General features: G+C 42.6%; 13 protein-coding genes. 3 read left to right on the top strand and 10 right to left on the bottom strand.

Annotated features, from left to right (window positions below):
• Positions 1 to 153 precede the first annotated feature (153 nt).
• The 10 genes from AAEU28_RS05895 to leuS are packed head-to-tail and all read right to left on the bottom strand — an operon-like array spanning position 154 to position 10,713.
• A complete protein-coding gene (locus AAEU28_RS05895; RefSeq protein WP_421963317.1) occupies positions 154 to 1,317 on the bottom strand; it encodes a serine hydrolase in 1,164 nt (387 codons plus the stop codon).
• A 46-nt stretch (positions 1,318 to 1,363) separates the two neighbouring features.
• Positions 1,364 to 2,125: a septal ring lytic transglycosylase RlpA family protein gene (locus tag AAEU28_RS05890; protein WP_421963316.1), complete on the bottom strand. Its 762-nt coding sequence runs from the start codon at positions 2,123 to 2,125 to the stop codon at positions 1,364 to 1,366.
• Positions 2,122 to 3,228: a rod shape-determining protein RodA gene (gene rodA / locus AAEU28_RS05885; protein ID WP_421963315.1), complete on the bottom strand. Its 1,107-nt coding sequence runs from the start codon at positions 3,226 to 3,228 to the stop codon at positions 2,122 to 2,124. The genes AAEU28_RS05890 and rodA overlap by 4 nt, the downstream gene beginning before the upstream one ends.
• On the bottom strand, positions 3,228 to 5,099 hold the full coding sequence (mrdA, locus tag AAEU28_RS05880; RefSeq protein WP_421963314.1) for a penicillin-binding protein 2: 1,872 nt from the start codon (positions 5,097 to 5,099) through the stop codon (positions 3,228 to 3,230). Before mrdA ends, rodA begins: the two co-directional genes overlap by 1 nt.
• 10 nt (positions 5,100 to 5,109) lie before the next feature.
• A complete protein-coding gene (gene rlmH, locus AAEU28_RS05875; protein ID WP_058030827.1) occupies positions 5,110 to 5,580 on the bottom strand; it encodes a 23S rRNA (pseudouridine(1915)-N(3))-methyltransferase RlmH in 471 nt (156 codons plus the stop codon).
• Positions 5,581 to 5,582: 2 nt separating this feature from the next.
• The gene (rsfS, locus tag AAEU28_RS05870) at positions 5,583 to 5,900 is read right to left on the bottom strand and encodes a ribosome silencing factor (RefSeq protein ID WP_058031648.1); all 318 of its coding nucleotides are present in this window, start codon (positions 5,898 to 5,900) and stop codon (positions 5,583 to 5,585) included.
• A 56-nt stretch (positions 5,901 to 5,956) separates the two neighbouring features.
• Positions 5,957 to 6,586 carry a nicotinate-nucleotide adenylyltransferase gene (nadD, locus tag AAEU28_RS05865; RefSeq protein ID WP_421963313.1) on the bottom strand — a complete coding sequence of 210 codons (630 nt, stop codon included), beginning with the start codon at positions 6,584 to 6,586 and terminating at the stop codon, positions 5,957 to 5,959.
• Between the two features lie 5 nt (positions 6,587 to 6,591).
• Positions 6,592 to 7,629, bottom strand: coding sequence for a DNA polymerase III subunit delta (gene holA, locus AAEU28_RS05860; RefSeq protein WP_421963312.1), 1,038 nt, complete (start codon positions 7,627 to 7,629; stop codon positions 6,592 to 6,594).
• The gene (gene lptE, locus AAEU28_RS05855) at positions 7,629 to 8,123 is read right to left on the bottom strand and encodes an LPS assembly lipoprotein LptE (protein WP_421963485.1); all 495 of its coding nucleotides are present in this window, start codon (positions 8,121 to 8,123) and stop codon (positions 7,629 to 7,631) included. Before lptE ends, holA begins: the two co-directional genes overlap by 1 nt.
• Position 8,124: 1 nt before the next feature.
• Positions 8,125 to 10,713: a leucine--tRNA ligase gene (leuS, locus tag AAEU28_RS05850; protein ID WP_421963311.1), complete on the bottom strand. Its 2,589-nt coding sequence runs from the start codon at positions 10,711 to 10,713 to the stop codon at positions 8,125 to 8,127.
• 269 nt (positions 10,714 to 10,982) lie between these two features.
• On the opposite strand from leuS, the gene AAEU28_RS05845 reads away from it, so the two are divergent.
• The 3 genes from AAEU28_RS05845 (at position 10,983) to AAEU28_RS05835 (ending at position 16,226) form a co-directional block, all read left to right on the top strand.
• On the top strand, positions 10,983 to 13,118 hold the full coding sequence (locus AAEU28_RS05845; RefSeq protein ID WP_421963310.1) for a TonB-dependent receptor: 2,136 nt from the start codon (positions 10,983 to 10,985) through the stop codon (positions 13,116 to 13,118).
• 199 nt (positions 13,119 to 13,317) lie between these two features.
• Positions 13,318 to 13,776 (top strand): zinc ribbon-containing protein, encoded by a 459-nt coding sequence (locus tag AAEU28_RS05840; RefSeq protein WP_421963309.1) that lies wholly within the window; start codon positions 13,318 to 13,320, stop codon positions 13,774 to 13,776.
• A 38-nt stretch (positions 13,777 to 13,814) separates the two neighbouring features.
• Positions 13,815 to 16,226, top strand: coding sequence for a Lon protease family protein (locus AAEU28_RS05835; protein ID WP_421963308.1), 2,412 nt, complete (start codon positions 13,815 to 13,817; stop codon positions 16,224 to 16,226).
• Positions 16,227 to 16,230 lie beyond the last annotated feature (4 nt).

Raw genomic sequence — 16,230 nt, 5'->3', positions numbered from 1 at the left:
TAATCCTTAAGTTTAAAAATTATAGAATTATGAAACTTAGTTGGCTTTTTTTTTATGTCAAGGTGGTCTTTAGAGTCTAATAACCTTATTCAGTATGATTTGATAACTTAATAAGGTTATTAGGGAGTTATGTGCTTAATTTGGAAGGCTAATTTATTGTGATATTTGTAATCTTAAATAGTCATAGATCTTGCTAAAGAAGCTACCTTCTTCAATCTCTTCGAGCGTAACTAATGGGTATCGAGAGATTTCTTCACCATCTAGCTCTAGGAATAGTGTGCCTACTTTAGTGCCTTTGGCTAATGGCGCTTCTAAAGTTTTATCTAACTCAAAGTTCGCTTTTAAATTTTTGCGTTGACCACGAGGGATAGTAATGGGTGTGTCTTCTAGAATACCTAAAGAAACCGTCTCTTTATTACCCATCCAAATACGCTGATCTGCAAAGCTATCGCCCGCTTTATATGGTGTGATTGTTTCGAAGAAACGGAAGCCATAGTTGAGTAGTTTTTTGCTTTCGACTTTACGAGCACGCTCACTGTCTGTTCCCATCACAACTGCAATTAAGCGCATGTCGTCTTTAGTTGCTGATGTCACTAGGCTGTAACCAGCCTCTGATGTGTGACCTGTTTTAATACCATCAACGTCAAGGCTTGCATCCCATAACAGTGAGTTACGGTTGTATTGCTTGATACCATTGAAAGTAAAAGACTTTTCTTTGTAAAGTGCATACTCTTCAGGTACGTCACGAATAAGCGCGGCACCTAGCGTCGCCATATCACGTGGTGTTGTGTAATGCTCGTCTGTATCAAGGCCGTGACTGTTAATGAAATGCGTGTTAGCCATGCCCAGTTTTTCAGCATGTGCATTCATCAGATCAGCAAATGCACTCTCACTGCCAGCAATGTGTTCAGCCATTGCCACACATGCATCATTGCCTGATTGAATAATAATACCGTGGTTAAGATCGTCGACACTGACTTGCTTGCCAACTTCAATGAACATGACCGATGAGCCAGGGAAATTCTTCGCCCATGCTTTTTCACTGATGGTAACCATATCAGTTGGTGAGATATTACCGGCTTCAATTTCGACACCAATCACGTAACTGGTCATCATTTTGGTTAGGCTAGCAGGTGCCAGCTTAGTATCTGCTTCACCTTCCGCAATGACTTTGCCAGTTGTGTAATCCACCAAGAAATAACCTTTCGCATTGATCTGAGGTGCAGAAGGTAAGATCTGTGCGGAAGCTGAAAAAATGGTTGCTGAGCATACCAGCCCGCAAATTTTGGTAAGTAGTTTGGTTTTTAGTAAAGTCATTATGTTCTTTTATCGATAAAATTAAAATTAGTCAGCTTTTTCTATTCTAAAGTCGTTGTTCACTGTAAAGCAAGAAAGCCTGACGAAATTCACCTGCTTGTAAATTTTCTAGCAGGGATTGAGCATGGGAATCATCTTCTAGCGGGCCTAAGCGAAGTTTATGTAAACCGCCTTCTTCTGCAATGTTGGTATCAATTGCAAATTGACCAGCGAGCTTATTTGCCAAGTGCTCAATATTGGTTTTATTACTACTCGCAGCGACTTGAATATAGGTTAATCTTGGTGCAATGCGATCGAGTGTAATCGCTTCAATCTGAACCTTTGCTGTACCTTGGTTATGGTAGCCCAGCTTGTAGGCTGCGGCATAAGATAAGTCGATGATCCTATCATCGTGGAATGGCCCGCGATCATTGACTCTGACAATGGCCGATTTGCCATTTTCTAAATTGGTTACTTTAACAAAACTCGGAAGTGGCAGAGTTTTGTGGGCTGCAGTCATGTCATACATGTTAAAGATCTCACCGTTTGAGGTGTAGTACCCGTGGAACTTTTGCCCATACCATGAAGCGGTGCCTTGCGCTTTGTAGCCTTTTTCATCTGACATAGGATGATATTGCTTACCGAGCACCACATAAGGGCGTCCGGCGCTGACACTTTTTGGCTCAACTTTTACTTTCGCATCACGCATTTCATACTCAGTTGGAATGCGCATAGGTGCAGTGTCTTGGCGTGTGTGATAGCGAGAGCTACACCCACTCACAAAAATGACAACAAGGGCTAGCAAGTAAGCCTTATACAACTTAGTCATGATTTAAGTAACATCCTCTTGTCTGTCGCAATTGACATAATGATACCGAACCCTGCCATCAGCGTAACCATGGATGTGCCACCATAGCTAATAAGGGGAAGGGGGACACCTACAACTGGTAATAGGCCCGATACCATGCCAATATTCACAAATACATATACAAAGAAAGTCAGTGTTAAAGCACCAGCTAATAGTTTGCTAAATGCATCTTGAGCACGCACTGCAATCAATAAGCCTCTGCCTATGATAAATAAATAGACGCTGAGTAATAACACCACGCCCATTAAACCAAATTCTTCGCTCAATACCGAGAAGATAAAATCTGTGTGTCGCTCAGGTAAAAACTCTAATTGTGATTGCGTGCCATGCAACCAACCTTTTCCCTCGACACCGCCTGAACCTATGGCGATTTTCGATTGAATAATGTGGTAGCCTGCACCTAGAGGGTCACTTTCTGGATCAAGTAGTGTCATAACGCGCTGTTTTTGGTAAGCGCGCATACCGTAATGCCAAAAAGCGAATACAGCGGGCACCATTAATAACAGCGCACCACCAATGAGGCGCCAGCTTAACCCCGCTAGAAACAAAACGAAAATGCCAGAACTGGCAATAAGCAGTGAGGTGCCTAAATCCGGTTGTTCTTTAATTAAGAAAGTGGGCACACACAATAATATAAAACCGATAAACAAATTAATAAACTTTGGAGGCATGCGGTGTTGAGAGATATACCAAGCAACCATCATAGGCACTGCGAGCTTCATGACTTCTGACGGTTGAAAGTTAGTCACGCCAAGGTTTAACCAGCGTTTTGCACCATTAATAGTAATACCAAAGAAAAACACCGCGACCAGCATAGCCAAACCCACTAAGTAAAGTGGGATCACCAAGCGTTTGAGAGTGATAGGAGGAATTTGAGCAAACACCAATAATGCGATGACCGCGCCGCCCATGCGTACACCGTGTCTTAACATCATATCCATGTTTTGACCGCTGGCACTATACACAATCGCCAAGCTGCCAAACATCATACATACAAGCGCTAATAGCAAAGGCACATCTAAATGTATTTTCTGCCATAGCGTACGTTTATGACCGAGCACCATTAATTAGCTCCTTGCTTAAGTGGGTTTGCAGTAAAGTAGTAATCCATCAATTGACGTGCGATAGGGGCTGCGATTTTACTACCACCACCTTGGTTCTCCACTACCACAGTTACAACAACACGCGGGTCATTATAGGGGGCAAAGCCTGTGTAAATTGCATTGTCTCTATGACGCTCGTCTAGCTTTTCTGCATCATATTTCTCACCTTGCGCGATGCTGACAATTTGCGCAGTACCAGTTTTACCTGCAGGGTCATAATCCGCCCCTTTAAATGCTTTATGCGCAGTACCTGTGACCTTAGTGACAGTGTTATGCATGGCTTCAAGGGCGACGCGCCAATGGTCATGATTCTTGAGCACAATAGGCGGGCGTTCTTCGGTGTACATAGGCGTGATTTCATCAAACTGCTTTTTTACTTGTACAAGATGGGGTTGGTAATGTTCACCTTTGTTAACCATGATGGTTACAGCGTTGGCTATTTGCATTGGCGTCGCAGTCCAATAACCTTGTCCAATCCCGACAGAGATGGTGTCGCCTGGCCACCAGTTTTCTTTAAAACGTTCTTTTTTCCAAGCTACGGTTGGTAAAATAGCGGTTGTTTCTTCATGAATATCAATGCCAGATAAATCACCAAAGCCAAACTTATTCATAAAATTGCTGATTTTGGTAATACCAGACTTATAGGCAATCTCGTAATAGAAGGTATCACAAGACTCCTCAATGGCTTTATACACATCAACATGACCATGCCCCCAGCGTTGCCAATCACGCCAACGGTGATCTACATTCGGAATTTGAAAAAAGCCCGGGTCCCACATGCGAGTTTGTTCAGTAATAATGCCTTCTTCTAAGCCGAGAATAGCTAAATGCGGTTTGACCGTGGAGGCCGGTGCATAGCGACCTTGAGTCGTTCTATTGATTAAAGGTCGATCTGGATTTAGTAAGGCGCGATAATCTTTACCACTGATCCCATGTACGAATAAGTTTGGGTCGTAACTTGGGTTTGAATAAAGCGCGAGAATACCGCCGTCTTTAGGATCCATAACAACGATCGCACCACGCATGCCTTCAAGTGCTTTTTTAGCGACTTGCTGTAAGCCTATATCTAACGTAAGAACTAAATCTTGCCCAGGTGTGGGCGCGTCGACGCTTAAAGTACGGATCACTCTGCCTCGGTTATTCACTTCAACACGTTGTGAGCCAACGATGCCGTGCAGTTCTTTTTCGTAGAATTTCTCTATGCCAAGCTTACCAATGTCGTGGGTTGCACGATAATTTTTGGCTTCACCAGCAAGCTCAAGAGAAGTGAGCTCTTTTTTATTTAATTTGGCAACATAACCAAGCGCATGGGTGAGTGTTTCACCGTAGGGGTAATATCTGGCAAGGCGAGCTTCAATATTAAAGCCCGGAAATTTATGCTGATTAACCGAAAATAAGGCGACTTCTTGCTCGTTTAAACGCGCTTTAATAACACGGCTTTTAAAGCGCTGCTTACGACGAATATTCTTTAAAAAGTTTTCTTGGTCTTCTACAGAAATGTTTAATAAAGCGCCGACTTCAGCAAGTTGCTTGGCGATATCGTCTACTTGTTCAGGGATCACTTCTAAATTATAAACAGGGCGGTTCTCGGCCAATAACACCCCGTTTCGGTCGTAGATTAAGCCTCGATTTGGGGCAACAGGGATCACTTTAATACGGTTATCATTAGAGCGTGTTTTATAGGTATCGTGCTCTGTGACTTGAAGCTTGTAGGCGTTACTGAGTAGCAAGCCTATAAGGAGAGTAACAAACACAAAACCAACAAATGCGCGACGAGCAAACAAATTTGCTTCAGCTGAATGGTCACGAATTGTTGGTCTTTTGTTTATCATCTGAGTTGTATTATTCTCTGTGGTATGGGTGGTTGTTATTTAAGCTCCACCCGCGATACAAGCTCTCAGCGACAATAATGCGCACAAGTGGATGCGGTAATGTCAGAGCCGATAGCGACCACTTTTGCTCAGAAGCGGCAATACACTCAGGCGCAAGGCCTTCAGGGCCACCAATTAATAAGCTGACATCTCGACCATCAAGTTGCCACTTTTGCATATGATTTGCCAACTGGTGTGTATCCCAAGGCTTACCTGTTACTTCTAGCGTCACAATTCGGTTGCCTTTTGGAATAGCGGCTAAGGTTTTTTCACCTTCTAACTGTAAAATACGCTTGATATCGGCATTCTTACCACGCTTTCCAGCTGGGATCTCAACAAGTTCCAACGCCATATCTTTTGGAAAACGACGCTGATACTCTTTAAAACCAGTCTCAACCCAAGCAGGCATCTTTGTGCCGACAGCAACCAATTGAATCTTCAAAATTAGCCCCAGAGTTTCTCTAAGTCATATAAGTCACGTGTTTGGTCTTGCATAACGTGAACAACCACATCGCCTAAATCAACCAGTACCCACTCACCCACATCTTGTCCTTCAATGCCTAATAAGTCTTCACCAGCATGACGCGTTTCTTTAGCAACGTGTTCAGCAATAGACTGTACGTGACGTTTTGAGTTACCTGAGCAAATGACCAAATAATCCGTTACAGAGCTCACTTCTTTTACATCTAACTTAACAATGTCACGGGCTTTCATGTCGTCAACCTTGTCTAATGCAAAGTCTAATAATTGTTCAGAATTCAAATCTTGTATCTCTATGCTCAAAAAATAAGGCGCGTATAGTAGCACAGCACATTGCTTTATTCAGCATAGAGCTGATGAGTACGAATGTAATCTATGACCGAAGACGCGAGAAATTGTTCCATAGGTTTTTGATTATTTATTAGTTTTCTTATATCGCTCGATGCTGCATCAAAACTAGGACCGGTTAAAAAATGACAATGACCTGCTTTTTTCGTGAGTAACAGCTCGTTTGTCTCAACTTTAGCTTGTTCCACGTAGTTGGCAAGCGCTGGGTTTGGTGCATAAATTTCGCCTGGGCGCTGATAAACCACGATGTGGCAAAGCTGTGTAATGGCTTGCCATTCATACCAAGACGTTAAACTATTGAAGGAATCCATACCCATCAAAAAAATGATGGGTGTATTAGGCTGCTCGTCTCGGTATTCCTGTAGCGTTAACAATGAATAAGAAGGCCCTTGTCGCTCAAGCTCTCTTTTATCAATAGTGAACGCTCTATTACCTTGAGTTACTAACCTGAGCATGTTGAGACGGTGTGTGTCAGTGATCTTAGGCTGTGCTTTGTGCACAGGCATGGCGCAGGGTAAGAATCGTAATTCAGACAACCCTAGCTCAGCAACGCATTGCTCGGCCATGTTTAAATGTCCTAAATGGACGGGATCAAAAGTACCACCAAAAAGTGCAATCATATTGTTTAATCAGTGTGGTTGATGGGCAGACCAATTGGAATGTGATAGCAAAAACTCAGTGCACAATGCAGTAAGGCTTGATAAGGCGCAGTGAGTTCTCCGCGTTTATAGCCACTGTCTATTTGAGCCAGTAGCAGACCGATTTGCTCAAGCTGATGCAGAGGCAATCTATCAAGTGCTTGCTGAGTCAAAGGCTGCTGGTTTTTCCAAATATTATGCTGTTTATAGAGCGCAGTAATATTTTGACCTTGCTGTAAGCCTTGCTTAATTGATACTAAGGTTTGCTGCTGCTTATTCAGCGCCCAAACCAGGGTATTCGGCTCAGTGTTATCTTCAGCTAACTTAACCATCACTTTAGTAATTTTTTTTGCCTGGCCGGCAAGCGTTGCATTAGTCAGGTCAAAAATATCAAATTTACTTTGATTAAGCAGACCCGCTAAGATTTGCTCATCATTGACGGTTTGCGAAGGATAAAGCAGCGCCAGTTTTTCTAGCTCTTGATTTGTTGCGAGTAAGTTGCCTTCTGTGGCCAGCAAAAGTTGCTTTTTAGCATCTTGTGTTAGAGCGACTTTTAACTGCTTAGCTTGCGAATCAAGCCAGCGCTGCAAGTGTTGGCCAGTCAATTCATAACAAGGTACGTATACGCCTTGCTTTTCTAAGCCTTTAAACCAAGCACCGCGTTGGATCTCTTGGCTGGCTTTTTGACCTTTCACAATTAACACGACATCAGGGTTCGGTTGAGCAGTTAGTTGTTTAAACGCATCGCTCCCGGCTGTACCGGGTTTTTGCTGGTTTAAGTCAAATTCAATGAGTGTGCGTGCGCTAAATAGCGACATACTATTGTATTGAGCAAGTAATTCTTGCCAATCAAAGCCTGGCAACAAACTAAATTTAATGACTTCGTCGAAGCCTTGTTGTTTTGCTGCCTGTTTTATTTGCTGCACACACTGTGCTTCTTGAAAAGGTTCTTCACCTAAAACCAAATAGAATGGAGCAAGGCCTTTTCGTAAAGTATCTGGAAGTTGGTTAGCGTAACAGCGCATTAGAGTTGTGACAGCTCTCGAACAATACGTTTACTTGCCTGTTTGCGCAGCTCGTTAAGAATAATATCTAGCTCTTTGGCTTTTGCGAGTGCGTTGTCAGGATCATCTTGATAATTGCGGTAAATCTCAAACTCTTTATCTACAGGCTCAAGACCTGGACGTGTCACTCTATATGAAACAGAATAAGCCAGTTCGTATTGCGCAACCTGACCATTTCTAAACAAGCTTAACGTTTGGCGTGTTAGAGAGTCTCGATACAGATGAAGCTCAGGTACTTGTTTGTTTCTGTTGTCACTAATGGTGACTTGAGATGTGATGAGATCTTTGCGAAGTAATGAAAACAGTTCAGACTTGCTATCATCACCCGACAGGTGAAGTGTTTGTAATTCTTTTGGTAAATATGAGGCTTGCTTTAAATGAAAGCCACAACCAGATAACAAAACACAGGCTAGCAAAAATGCTAGCCCATGCTTAATTGAACGCGATAAACGCATCTTAGTTTGCAACCACATTAAGTAGTTTACCTGGTACGTAAATCACTTTACGGATTTCTTTGCCTTCGATGAATTTAGATACATTCTCTTCTGCAAATGCCAGCGCTTCAACTTGTTCTTTCGTTGAGTCGGCAGCAACCGTTAGCTTAGCTCGCAGTTTACCGTTCACTTGTACCACGATAAGTTTTTCGTCTTCAACAAGGGCAGCTTGGTCAACCACAGGCCATGTTGCATCTAACACGTCACCTTCGTGACCTAAGTCTTGCCACAATTGATGACACATATGCGGGGCAATCGGTGCAAGCATAATTACGATTGCGTTAAGTGCTTCGTTTGCTAACGCAATATCTTGTGCATCTTTAAGCGGTGCTTTTGCAAGCTTGTTAGATAGCTCCATGATAGCAGCAATCGCAGTATTGAACGTTTGGCGACGTTCTACATCATCAGTCACTTTTGCAATGGTTTTGTGGATCTCACGACGTAGCACTTTTTGGTTGCTGTTAAGTGCCGCTAGGTCAAGCTCAGCTGTACCTGCTGCATTGACGTCTACTGCGTATTTCCAAACACGCTTAAGGAAGCGAAGTGACCCTTCAACACCCGAGTCAGACCATTCTAGCGTTTGCTCTGGTGGCGCTGTGAACATCATGAATAAACGAACTGTATCTGCGCCGTACTGCTTGATAACAGTTTGTGGATCAATACCATTGTTCTTTGATTTAGACATTTTAGACATACCAGCAGACTCTACTGGTTGACCGTCGTCTTTGTGCCACGCTTTAGTGATACGGCCTTTATCGTCAGTTTCAGTTTCAACGTCAGTTGGTGAAATCCAAACATCACCGCCTTTTTCGTCTTTACGGAAATAAGTTTCAGCTAATACCATGCCCTGACATAGTAGACGCTCGAACGGCTCATCTGAGTTCACTAAACCACAGTCACGTAAGAGTTTGTGGAAGAAACGCGAGTAAAGTAGGTGAAGGATCGCGTGCTCGATACCACCAATATATTGGTTTACCGGTAGCCAGTAATTCGCTGCACCTGGCTCTAACATGCCTTCGTCATAACGTGGACTACAGTAACGTGCGTAGTACCATGAAGATTCCATGAAAGTATCGAACGTATCTGTTTCGTGGAATGCAGGTTCTCCGTTCACTGTGGTTTTAGCCCACTCAGGATCTGCTTTAATTGGTGAAGTTACACCATTCATTACCACGTCTTCTGGTAGGCGAACTGGCAGCATATCTTCAGTCGCAGCAAGCTCAGAACCATCTTCTTTATTTAGCATTGGGATTGGTGAGCCCCAGTAACGCTGGCGGCTAACACCCCAGTCACGTAGACGGAAGTTAACTTTACGCTTACCTGCGCCAATGCCTTCTAGTTTGTCAGCAATGGCATTGAATGCTGCTTTAAACTCAAGACCGTCAAATTCGCCAGAATTAATCAGCGTGCCTTTTTCAGTAAATGCTTCTTTTGAAAGGTCAGCTACAAGTTCAGAACCTTCAGCAGGCGCAATAACTTGTTTGATCTCAAGACCGTAAGCTGTCGCAAACTCATAGTCACGTTGGTCGTGACCTGGTACTGCCATAACCGCACCTGAACCATAGTCCATCAGTACAAAGTTGGCAGCCCATACAGGTACTTCTTCACCAGTTAATGGGTGGATTGCTTTAAAGCCCGTGTCGATGCCTTTTTTGTCCATGGTTGCCATATCAGCTTCAGCAACCTTAGTGTTTTTGCATTCTTCAACAAATGCAGCAACGTCAGGGTTGTTCTTAGCAGCTTCTAACGCAATCGGGTGGCCAGCAGCAACACCAACGTAAGTCACACCCATGAAAGTGTCAGGGCGAGTAGTGTAAACGGTAAAAGTTTCACCATTATCAGCACGTTTGAAGTCAATCTCTAAACCTTCAGAGCGACCAATCCAGTTACGCTGCATGGTTTTAACTTGCTCAGGCCAATGCTCAAGCTTGTCTAAATCGTCAAGTAGCTCTTGTGCATAGTCAGTGATCTTGATGAACCATTGAGGAATTTCTTTTTGCTCTACAAGTGCGCCAGAACGCCAACCGCGACCGTCGATAACTTGTTCGTTAGCCAAAACTGTTTGGTCAACTGGATCCCAGTTTACGGTAGACATTTTCTTGTAAACTAAGCCTTTCTCGTAAAGCTTAGTGAAGAACCACTGTTCCCATTTGTAATATTCTGGGTGACATGTTGCGATTTCACGATCCCAGTCGTAACCAAAACCAAGCTGTTTTAGCTGACCACGCATGTAATCAATGTTTTCGTATGTCCACTTGGCTGGGGCTGTGTTGTTTTTGATAGCCGCATTTTCTGCAGGTAGACCGAACGCATCCCAACCCATAGGCTGCATCACGTTTTTGCCTTGTAAGCGCTGGAAACGAGATACCACATCACCAATGGTGTAGTTACGCACGTGACCCATATGCAGTCGACCACTTGGGTAAGGGAACATAGAGAGACAGTAATACTTCTCTTTGCTCTCATCTTCTACGACTTTAAACGTCTTGTTTTCTTCCCAATATTGTTGGACTTTTGACTCAATGTCTTGCGGGTTATATTGCTCTTGCATCTATGTTTCCAGACTTCTTGCAAATTAATAAAAAATTGTTCGATAGCATAACCGAATTTGCAGTCTAATCACAGCATCTAGACTGCAAATATTTGCGCTGTTTAGGCTCTTATCTACCTTAGCTTTTGCCATAAAAAGAACAGTTAGAACTTCTAATTTATATAAATGATATTTTTACTGATATTAATTATCATTTGCGTTGATCTAAGTGGGATTTGCCATTAACATGCGCAGCGAAGTTAATAATCCCAAAAATATCAAGGATATCCATGTTTAGAAGTTCGCTTTCCTTAATAGCGATGGCTGTTAGTTGCGCATCAATGGCTAACGAAGCTAATCAGTCTGAGTCGAAAATTGATGATATTGAACAGATCATCGTATCTGGAAGCCGTGTTTTTGAAAGTATTGATGAAGTACCGGCATCAATTACCGTGATCACACAAAAGCAAATTGAAGACCATCTCAAGGTAAACCCAGAGCTTCAAAGCTTACTGGCGCAAATAGTGCCAGGCTTAGCGCCTGATACAGGCAGCTCTAGTAACACAGGTCAAGGGCTTCGCGGTCGAGCGCCATTGGTTATGATTGATGGTGTGCCACAATCAACACCACTGCGTAATGGCTCGCTTGGGATCAGAACATTAGATGCAAGCGCTATTGCACGTATTGAAGTGATTAAAGGCGCAACATCTATTTACGGTAATGGTGCGTCAGGCGGGATTATTAACTACATCACAAAACAAGCTCAAGCAGATGGACAAGTAGAAGGGGAAGTGAGTCTCTCTAGTCGTTTCAGTGCGATTAAACTGGCAGAAAGTGGCGGTGCTCGTATATCTGCGGCAATTAATGGTCGTGCCGACAAATTTAGCTATCTTGCGACTGTAGGTTACGAAGAAAATGGCGTACAACGTGATGCTGAAGGCGATATCCTTGGGCTGCAATATGGTTTGTCAGATGCCGTAACAGAAAATTACTTTACTAAACTTGGCTATGATTTTGATGAAGATAAACAACTGCAGTTTAGTTATAACTATTACAGCTCACAACAAAAAACAGATCTAGGTGATGTGTTTGGTAATATCAATAGTGGCGAAAAGTCATATGCCCAACATGTTGCACCTGAGCTACAGAAAAAAGGTAAGCCTCAAGGCCCTGCGGGTAACGAAAATATCACGTTAAAATACACTGATTATGCGGTTTTTACGAACACTCAACTTACGCTCGATGCATATATGCAAGACATTGAGAATATATTCTTCTTTTCTCCAAACTTAGCAAACCCAGAGGCGGGCTTTACTGGAGGCCAATCAGTCATCGTTTCTGAGAAACAAGGTGCCCGAGCGACATTTAATACAGCTTTAGACTTTGACAATGTAGCGACAACACTTATTTACGGTATTGACGCGTTAAATGACGTGACCTCACAGCCGATGGTTGATGGCCGTATTTGGGTACCAGAAATGGATATGCAAAGCTTGGCGGGTTACCTTCAAACCAAATGGGTAATTGCTGATGACTTAGTGTTAAAAGCAGGTGTGAGACAAGAGAGTATTGATATTGAAGTCGAAGATTACACTACATTAAAGTTGTGCCGAAGTGCAGATCAATGTTCGGTACCAATGTCGGTGAAAGGCGATACCATTAATTATGATGCAGCTACTTTCAACTTCGCTATTAAATACAATGGCTACGAACAGTTTAGTCCATTTGCGAGTTACTCTCAGGGCTCTGATGTGTCTGATATTGGTAGGTTACTTCGAACAGCTACTGTAAAAGACATCGGCCTGATCCAAACTGATGCTTCTATTACTGATAATTATGAAGTCGGTTTTAACTCGCAATTAGAAAATCTGCGTTTTGAATTTGCTTTATTTAAGAGCACCTCAGAGCTTGGTACAAGCAGTGTTTTCAATGAAAAAACTGGCGTCTATGAGCCAGTTCGTGCACCACAAAGAATCTGGGGCTACGAAGCTTTAGTTGATTACAAGCTTTCTAAGACACTCGATTTAAGAGCCACGTATAGCTTTGTGGAAGGCAAAAATACCGCTAACAATACTTATTTAGGCGGAAGACAAATCGCGCCACCGAAATTTACAGCATCATTAAACTGGCAATCCAATGATGCACTTTCTATGGCGTTAAATTGGTTATATGTTGGCGATAGAAAACGCTTTGAAATGAACGATAAAGGTCAATATGTTGCCGACCAAGGACCGATTGATAGCTATAATGTGTTAAGTGCATCAGCTAGCTATCAGTTAACAGATAGTTTCAATGCGTACATGGGTATAGAAAACTTATTAAATAATGACTATTACTCAGCAAGGGCGCAGGCTTACGCTTATGGTGGCTACAATGTGAAAGGTTTAGGCCGAACTATTACGTTAGGTGTAAAATATAGCTTCTAATCCAGCTCAATATTTTTTACTGAGCGGCTATCTTTAACCGCTCAGCAACCCTTCTATATTTTGCTCGTTCATATGCGCAACTCTCCAAAAATATCCCATATCGTCTACACTTAGTAATAATCATAATTTTCAATATTGGTTGACTGTTTACAGTGTCGAGAGACGTGTTTTGATTAAATAACACGCATGAGAGGATGTTATGGCAGGTTATAAACAATGGTTAGATGATTTCTCTAACTGGCTGAAAGATATAAAAGACCATGAAGTAGAAGACTTAATAAACCAGTTTGTCGAAAAACAGCAGGCTTTAAAAACCTTCAGTGAAGAAAAGCTTAAAGCGTATAGCCATTATTTGAAGCGTGATTTAAAGCATTTAGAAGATGAATATAAAAACTCAGACGATATCGCATGGCAAGAATTAAAAGCGGGTATGTTGTTTGAATTAGCTCAGCTTGAAGATAGAACACAGTTAGAGTGGCAGGCGCTATTAAAAGATTTTGAGCATGATGGGGTTTACAAAGCGGGCGAATGGATAGCCATGGGGCAATTAGTATGTAAAAATTGTCACCATACTACAGATGTACTTTATGCCTCTGAAATTAAAGCATGTAGTCAATGTGAGCATCAAGAATTCAGCCGAAAAGCATTGTCTCCATAGTCTAGCCAATTGGGTTAGATAATAAAAAGAAGTTAGGAATGACAAATAAGATAGCACCTTTACCTATTGAGGCCTTAGCGCCAACTGTTTCTCTTGCGCATGTTGAGTCATGCATGCGCAACCCTTATCCTGAAGCGCTGACATTTATTGGTCAGCAACGCGCCCAAAGTGCTTTAGATTTCTCACTGGGTATGGACTTGCCTGGTTATAACACTTTTGTAATGGGCGAAGCGGCATTAGGCCGTTTTACCATGGTAAAAGACAAGTTAGAAGCACACAGTAAAACTAAACCAACGCCAAATGAGTGGTTGTACGTTAATAACTACGACGATCACCGTAAACCTATTGCGCTATTTATGCAGCCAGGTCAAAGCAAAGAGCTTACTGATGACATGGATGAGTTTTTAGATGAAGTCGCTGATACTTTTCCTGCAGCGTTTGATAACCCGGGTTATCAACGCAAAAAGAAGTCCATTGATAAAGAGTTCGATAACAAATATGACGCTGCCATTACCGCAGTGGCAGAGCTTGCCGCTAAAAAAAGTGTGGCACTGATAGAAGAAAGTAATCAGGTCGCCTTTGCACCAGTGATCGATGGCAAGCAATTAGATGATGCGGAATTTGCTGCACTCGATGAGAAAGTACAAGAACATTTTTTTGATGCCATTGATAAGCTAGAAGATGATCTGATAGAAGCCTTAATTGAGCTACCACGTTGGAAACGTGAGTCATCTGAAAAACTGAGAAACTTAAAGAAGCAAACGGTTGAAACTGCCACTAAGCCTTTACTTAAGAAGCTAGAGCTCAAGTATGCCAGCCACATTGGTGTCATTCGTTATCTGAAAGATATCCGCATTGAAATTGTTGATGCGGTGCTAGAGTGGCTTGATGACAGCGGCAGCGAAGAAAATAAAGACGAGTTTGATCACCGCGGCATGCTGAATGATTTCTTTGCTCCTAATATTCTGGTTGAATATAAAGATGGTGAGCCTGCACCTGTGGTGTACGAGCCAAACCCAACTTTTGGCAATATTTTTGGCAAGGTTGAATACGCTACTTCACAAGGCAACTTAATCACGAGTTATCGCTCAATCCAACCTGGGGCGCTACATAAGGCCAACGGTGGTTATCTGATCATGGATGCCGACAAAGTCTTGGCTAATTCGCAAGTGTGGGATGGTCTTAAGTTGTCGCTTAAAACCCACCAAATAAAGAATGATTTGCCATATCAAGATAGCTCAGTAGGCAGCAGCTTCACGCTTCGCCCTCAGTTAATCCCACTTGATGTGAAGATCATCTTGTTGGGCTCTCGTGATTTATATTACGCCATCAGTGATTACGACGAAGAGTTTGCTGAGCTATTTAGAGTATTGGCTGATTTTGATTACTACTTGCCAAGTAGCGATAAACTTCAATATCAGTTCATTACTAAAGTACTTGAATACTGCGATAAAACTTTAAACTGTGGTATTTCTGCGTGTGGCCTTGCGCGTTTGCTCAAGTTTAGCTATCGCCAAGCAGAGCACCATACCAAGCTGTCAGCACGATTTGCAGATGTACTCGAGTTAGTTGCAGAAGCAAGCTTTTATGCAAAACAAGACAATGTGACAGAGGTTACCGCAGAGCACATCGATGAAGCCATTGCCGGTAAGCAGTATCGCACCGGTCAACTTAGCGAAAATATGCTGAGTGATATCAAAGAAGGCCACACACTGATAGAAACTGACGGTGAAGCGATTGCTAAAATCAATGGTCTGACAGTATTACATATTGGTGATACGGCATTTGGTACGCCAGCGCGTATTACGGCTACGGTATATGCAGGTTCAGATGGCGTCATTGATGTCGAGCGCGAAGCAGACTTAGGCAAGTCTATTCACTCTAAAGGTGTGATGTTATTAACGGGTTATCTAGGTAACAAGTATGCACAAAACTTTAGCTTAACACTTAGCGCCAATATTGCGATTGAACAAAGTTATGGCTATATCGACGGTGATAGTGCTTCGCTTGCTGAATTATGTGGTTTAATCTCAGCTATCACTCAACTACCTATTAACCAGTCGTTAGCGTTGACTGGCTCCATTAACCAGCATGGTGAAGTGCAGGCGATTGGTGGCGTGAACGAAAAAATAGAAGGCTTCTTTAAGCTTTGTAAAATGCGTGGGTTAACTGGTCAGCAAGGTGTGATCATTCCGCAGTCTAACCGCGTTAACTTAGTCTTAGATGACGAAGTGTTACAAGAAGTAGAGCGTGGTCGCTTCCATATTTATGCAGTTTCAAACGTGGATGAAGCATTGAGCTTATTGATGAATCGTGATGCCGGAGAGCTAGTTGAGGGTGAATACCCTGAGGGCTCTATTAATGCGCTAACACTGGCTCGATTACAACAAATTGCGGATGTGGTCAGTGGCGATAATGAAAAAGAAGAAACAGAACAAGATAAGGAGTAAGTAG

Origin of the sequence: Pseudoalteromonas sp. SS15 (assembly GCF_049257195.1) — a bacterium.
Classification (GTDB): domain Bacteria; phylum Pseudomonadota; class Gammaproteobacteria; order Enterobacterales; family Alteromonadaceae; genus Pseudoalteromonas.
This window is presented reverse-complemented; position numbering and strand designations above follow the sequence as displayed.

Coding starts and splice junctions, on each gene's coding strand:
- AAEU28_RS05895 (WP_421963317.1), bottom strand. CDS start 1,317: ATGACTTTACTAAAAACCAAACTACTTACCAAAATTTGCGGGCTGGTA.
- AAEU28_RS05890 (WP_421963316.1), bottom strand. CDS start 2,125: ATGACTAAGTTGTATAAGGCTTACTTGCTAGCCCTTGTTGTCATTTTT.
- rodA (WP_421963315.1), bottom strand. CDS start 3,228: ATGGTGCTCGGTCATAAACGTACGCTATGGCAGAAAATACATTTAGAT.
- mrdA (WP_421963314.1), bottom strand. CDS start 5,099: ATGATAAACAAAAGACCAACAATTCGTGACCATTCAGCTGAAGCAAAT.
- nadD (WP_421963313.1), bottom strand. CDS start 6,586: ATGATTGCACTTTTTGGTGGTACTTTTGATCCCGTCCATTTAGGACAT.
- holA (WP_421963312.1), bottom strand. CDS start 7,629: ATGCGCTGTTACGCTAACCAACTTCCAGATACTTTACGAAAAGGCCTT.
- lptE (WP_421963485.1), bottom strand. CDS start 8,123: ATGCGTTTATCGCGTTCAATTAAGCATGGGCTAGCATTTTTGCTAGCC.
- leuS (WP_421963311.1), bottom strand. CDS start 10,713: ATGCAAGAGCAATATAACCCGCAAGACATTGAGTCAAAAGTCCAACAA.
- AAEU28_RS05845 (WP_421963310.1), top strand. CDS start 10,983: ATGTTTAGAAGTTCGCTTTCCTTAATAGCGATGGCTGTTAGTTGCGCA.
- AAEU28_RS05840 (WP_421963309.1), top strand. CDS start 13,318: ATGGCAGGTTATAAACAATGGTTAGATGATTTCTCTAACTGGCTGAAA.
- AAEU28_RS05835 (WP_421963308.1), top strand. CDS start 13,815: ATGACAAATAAGATAGCACCTTTACCTATTGAGGCCTTAGCGCCAACT.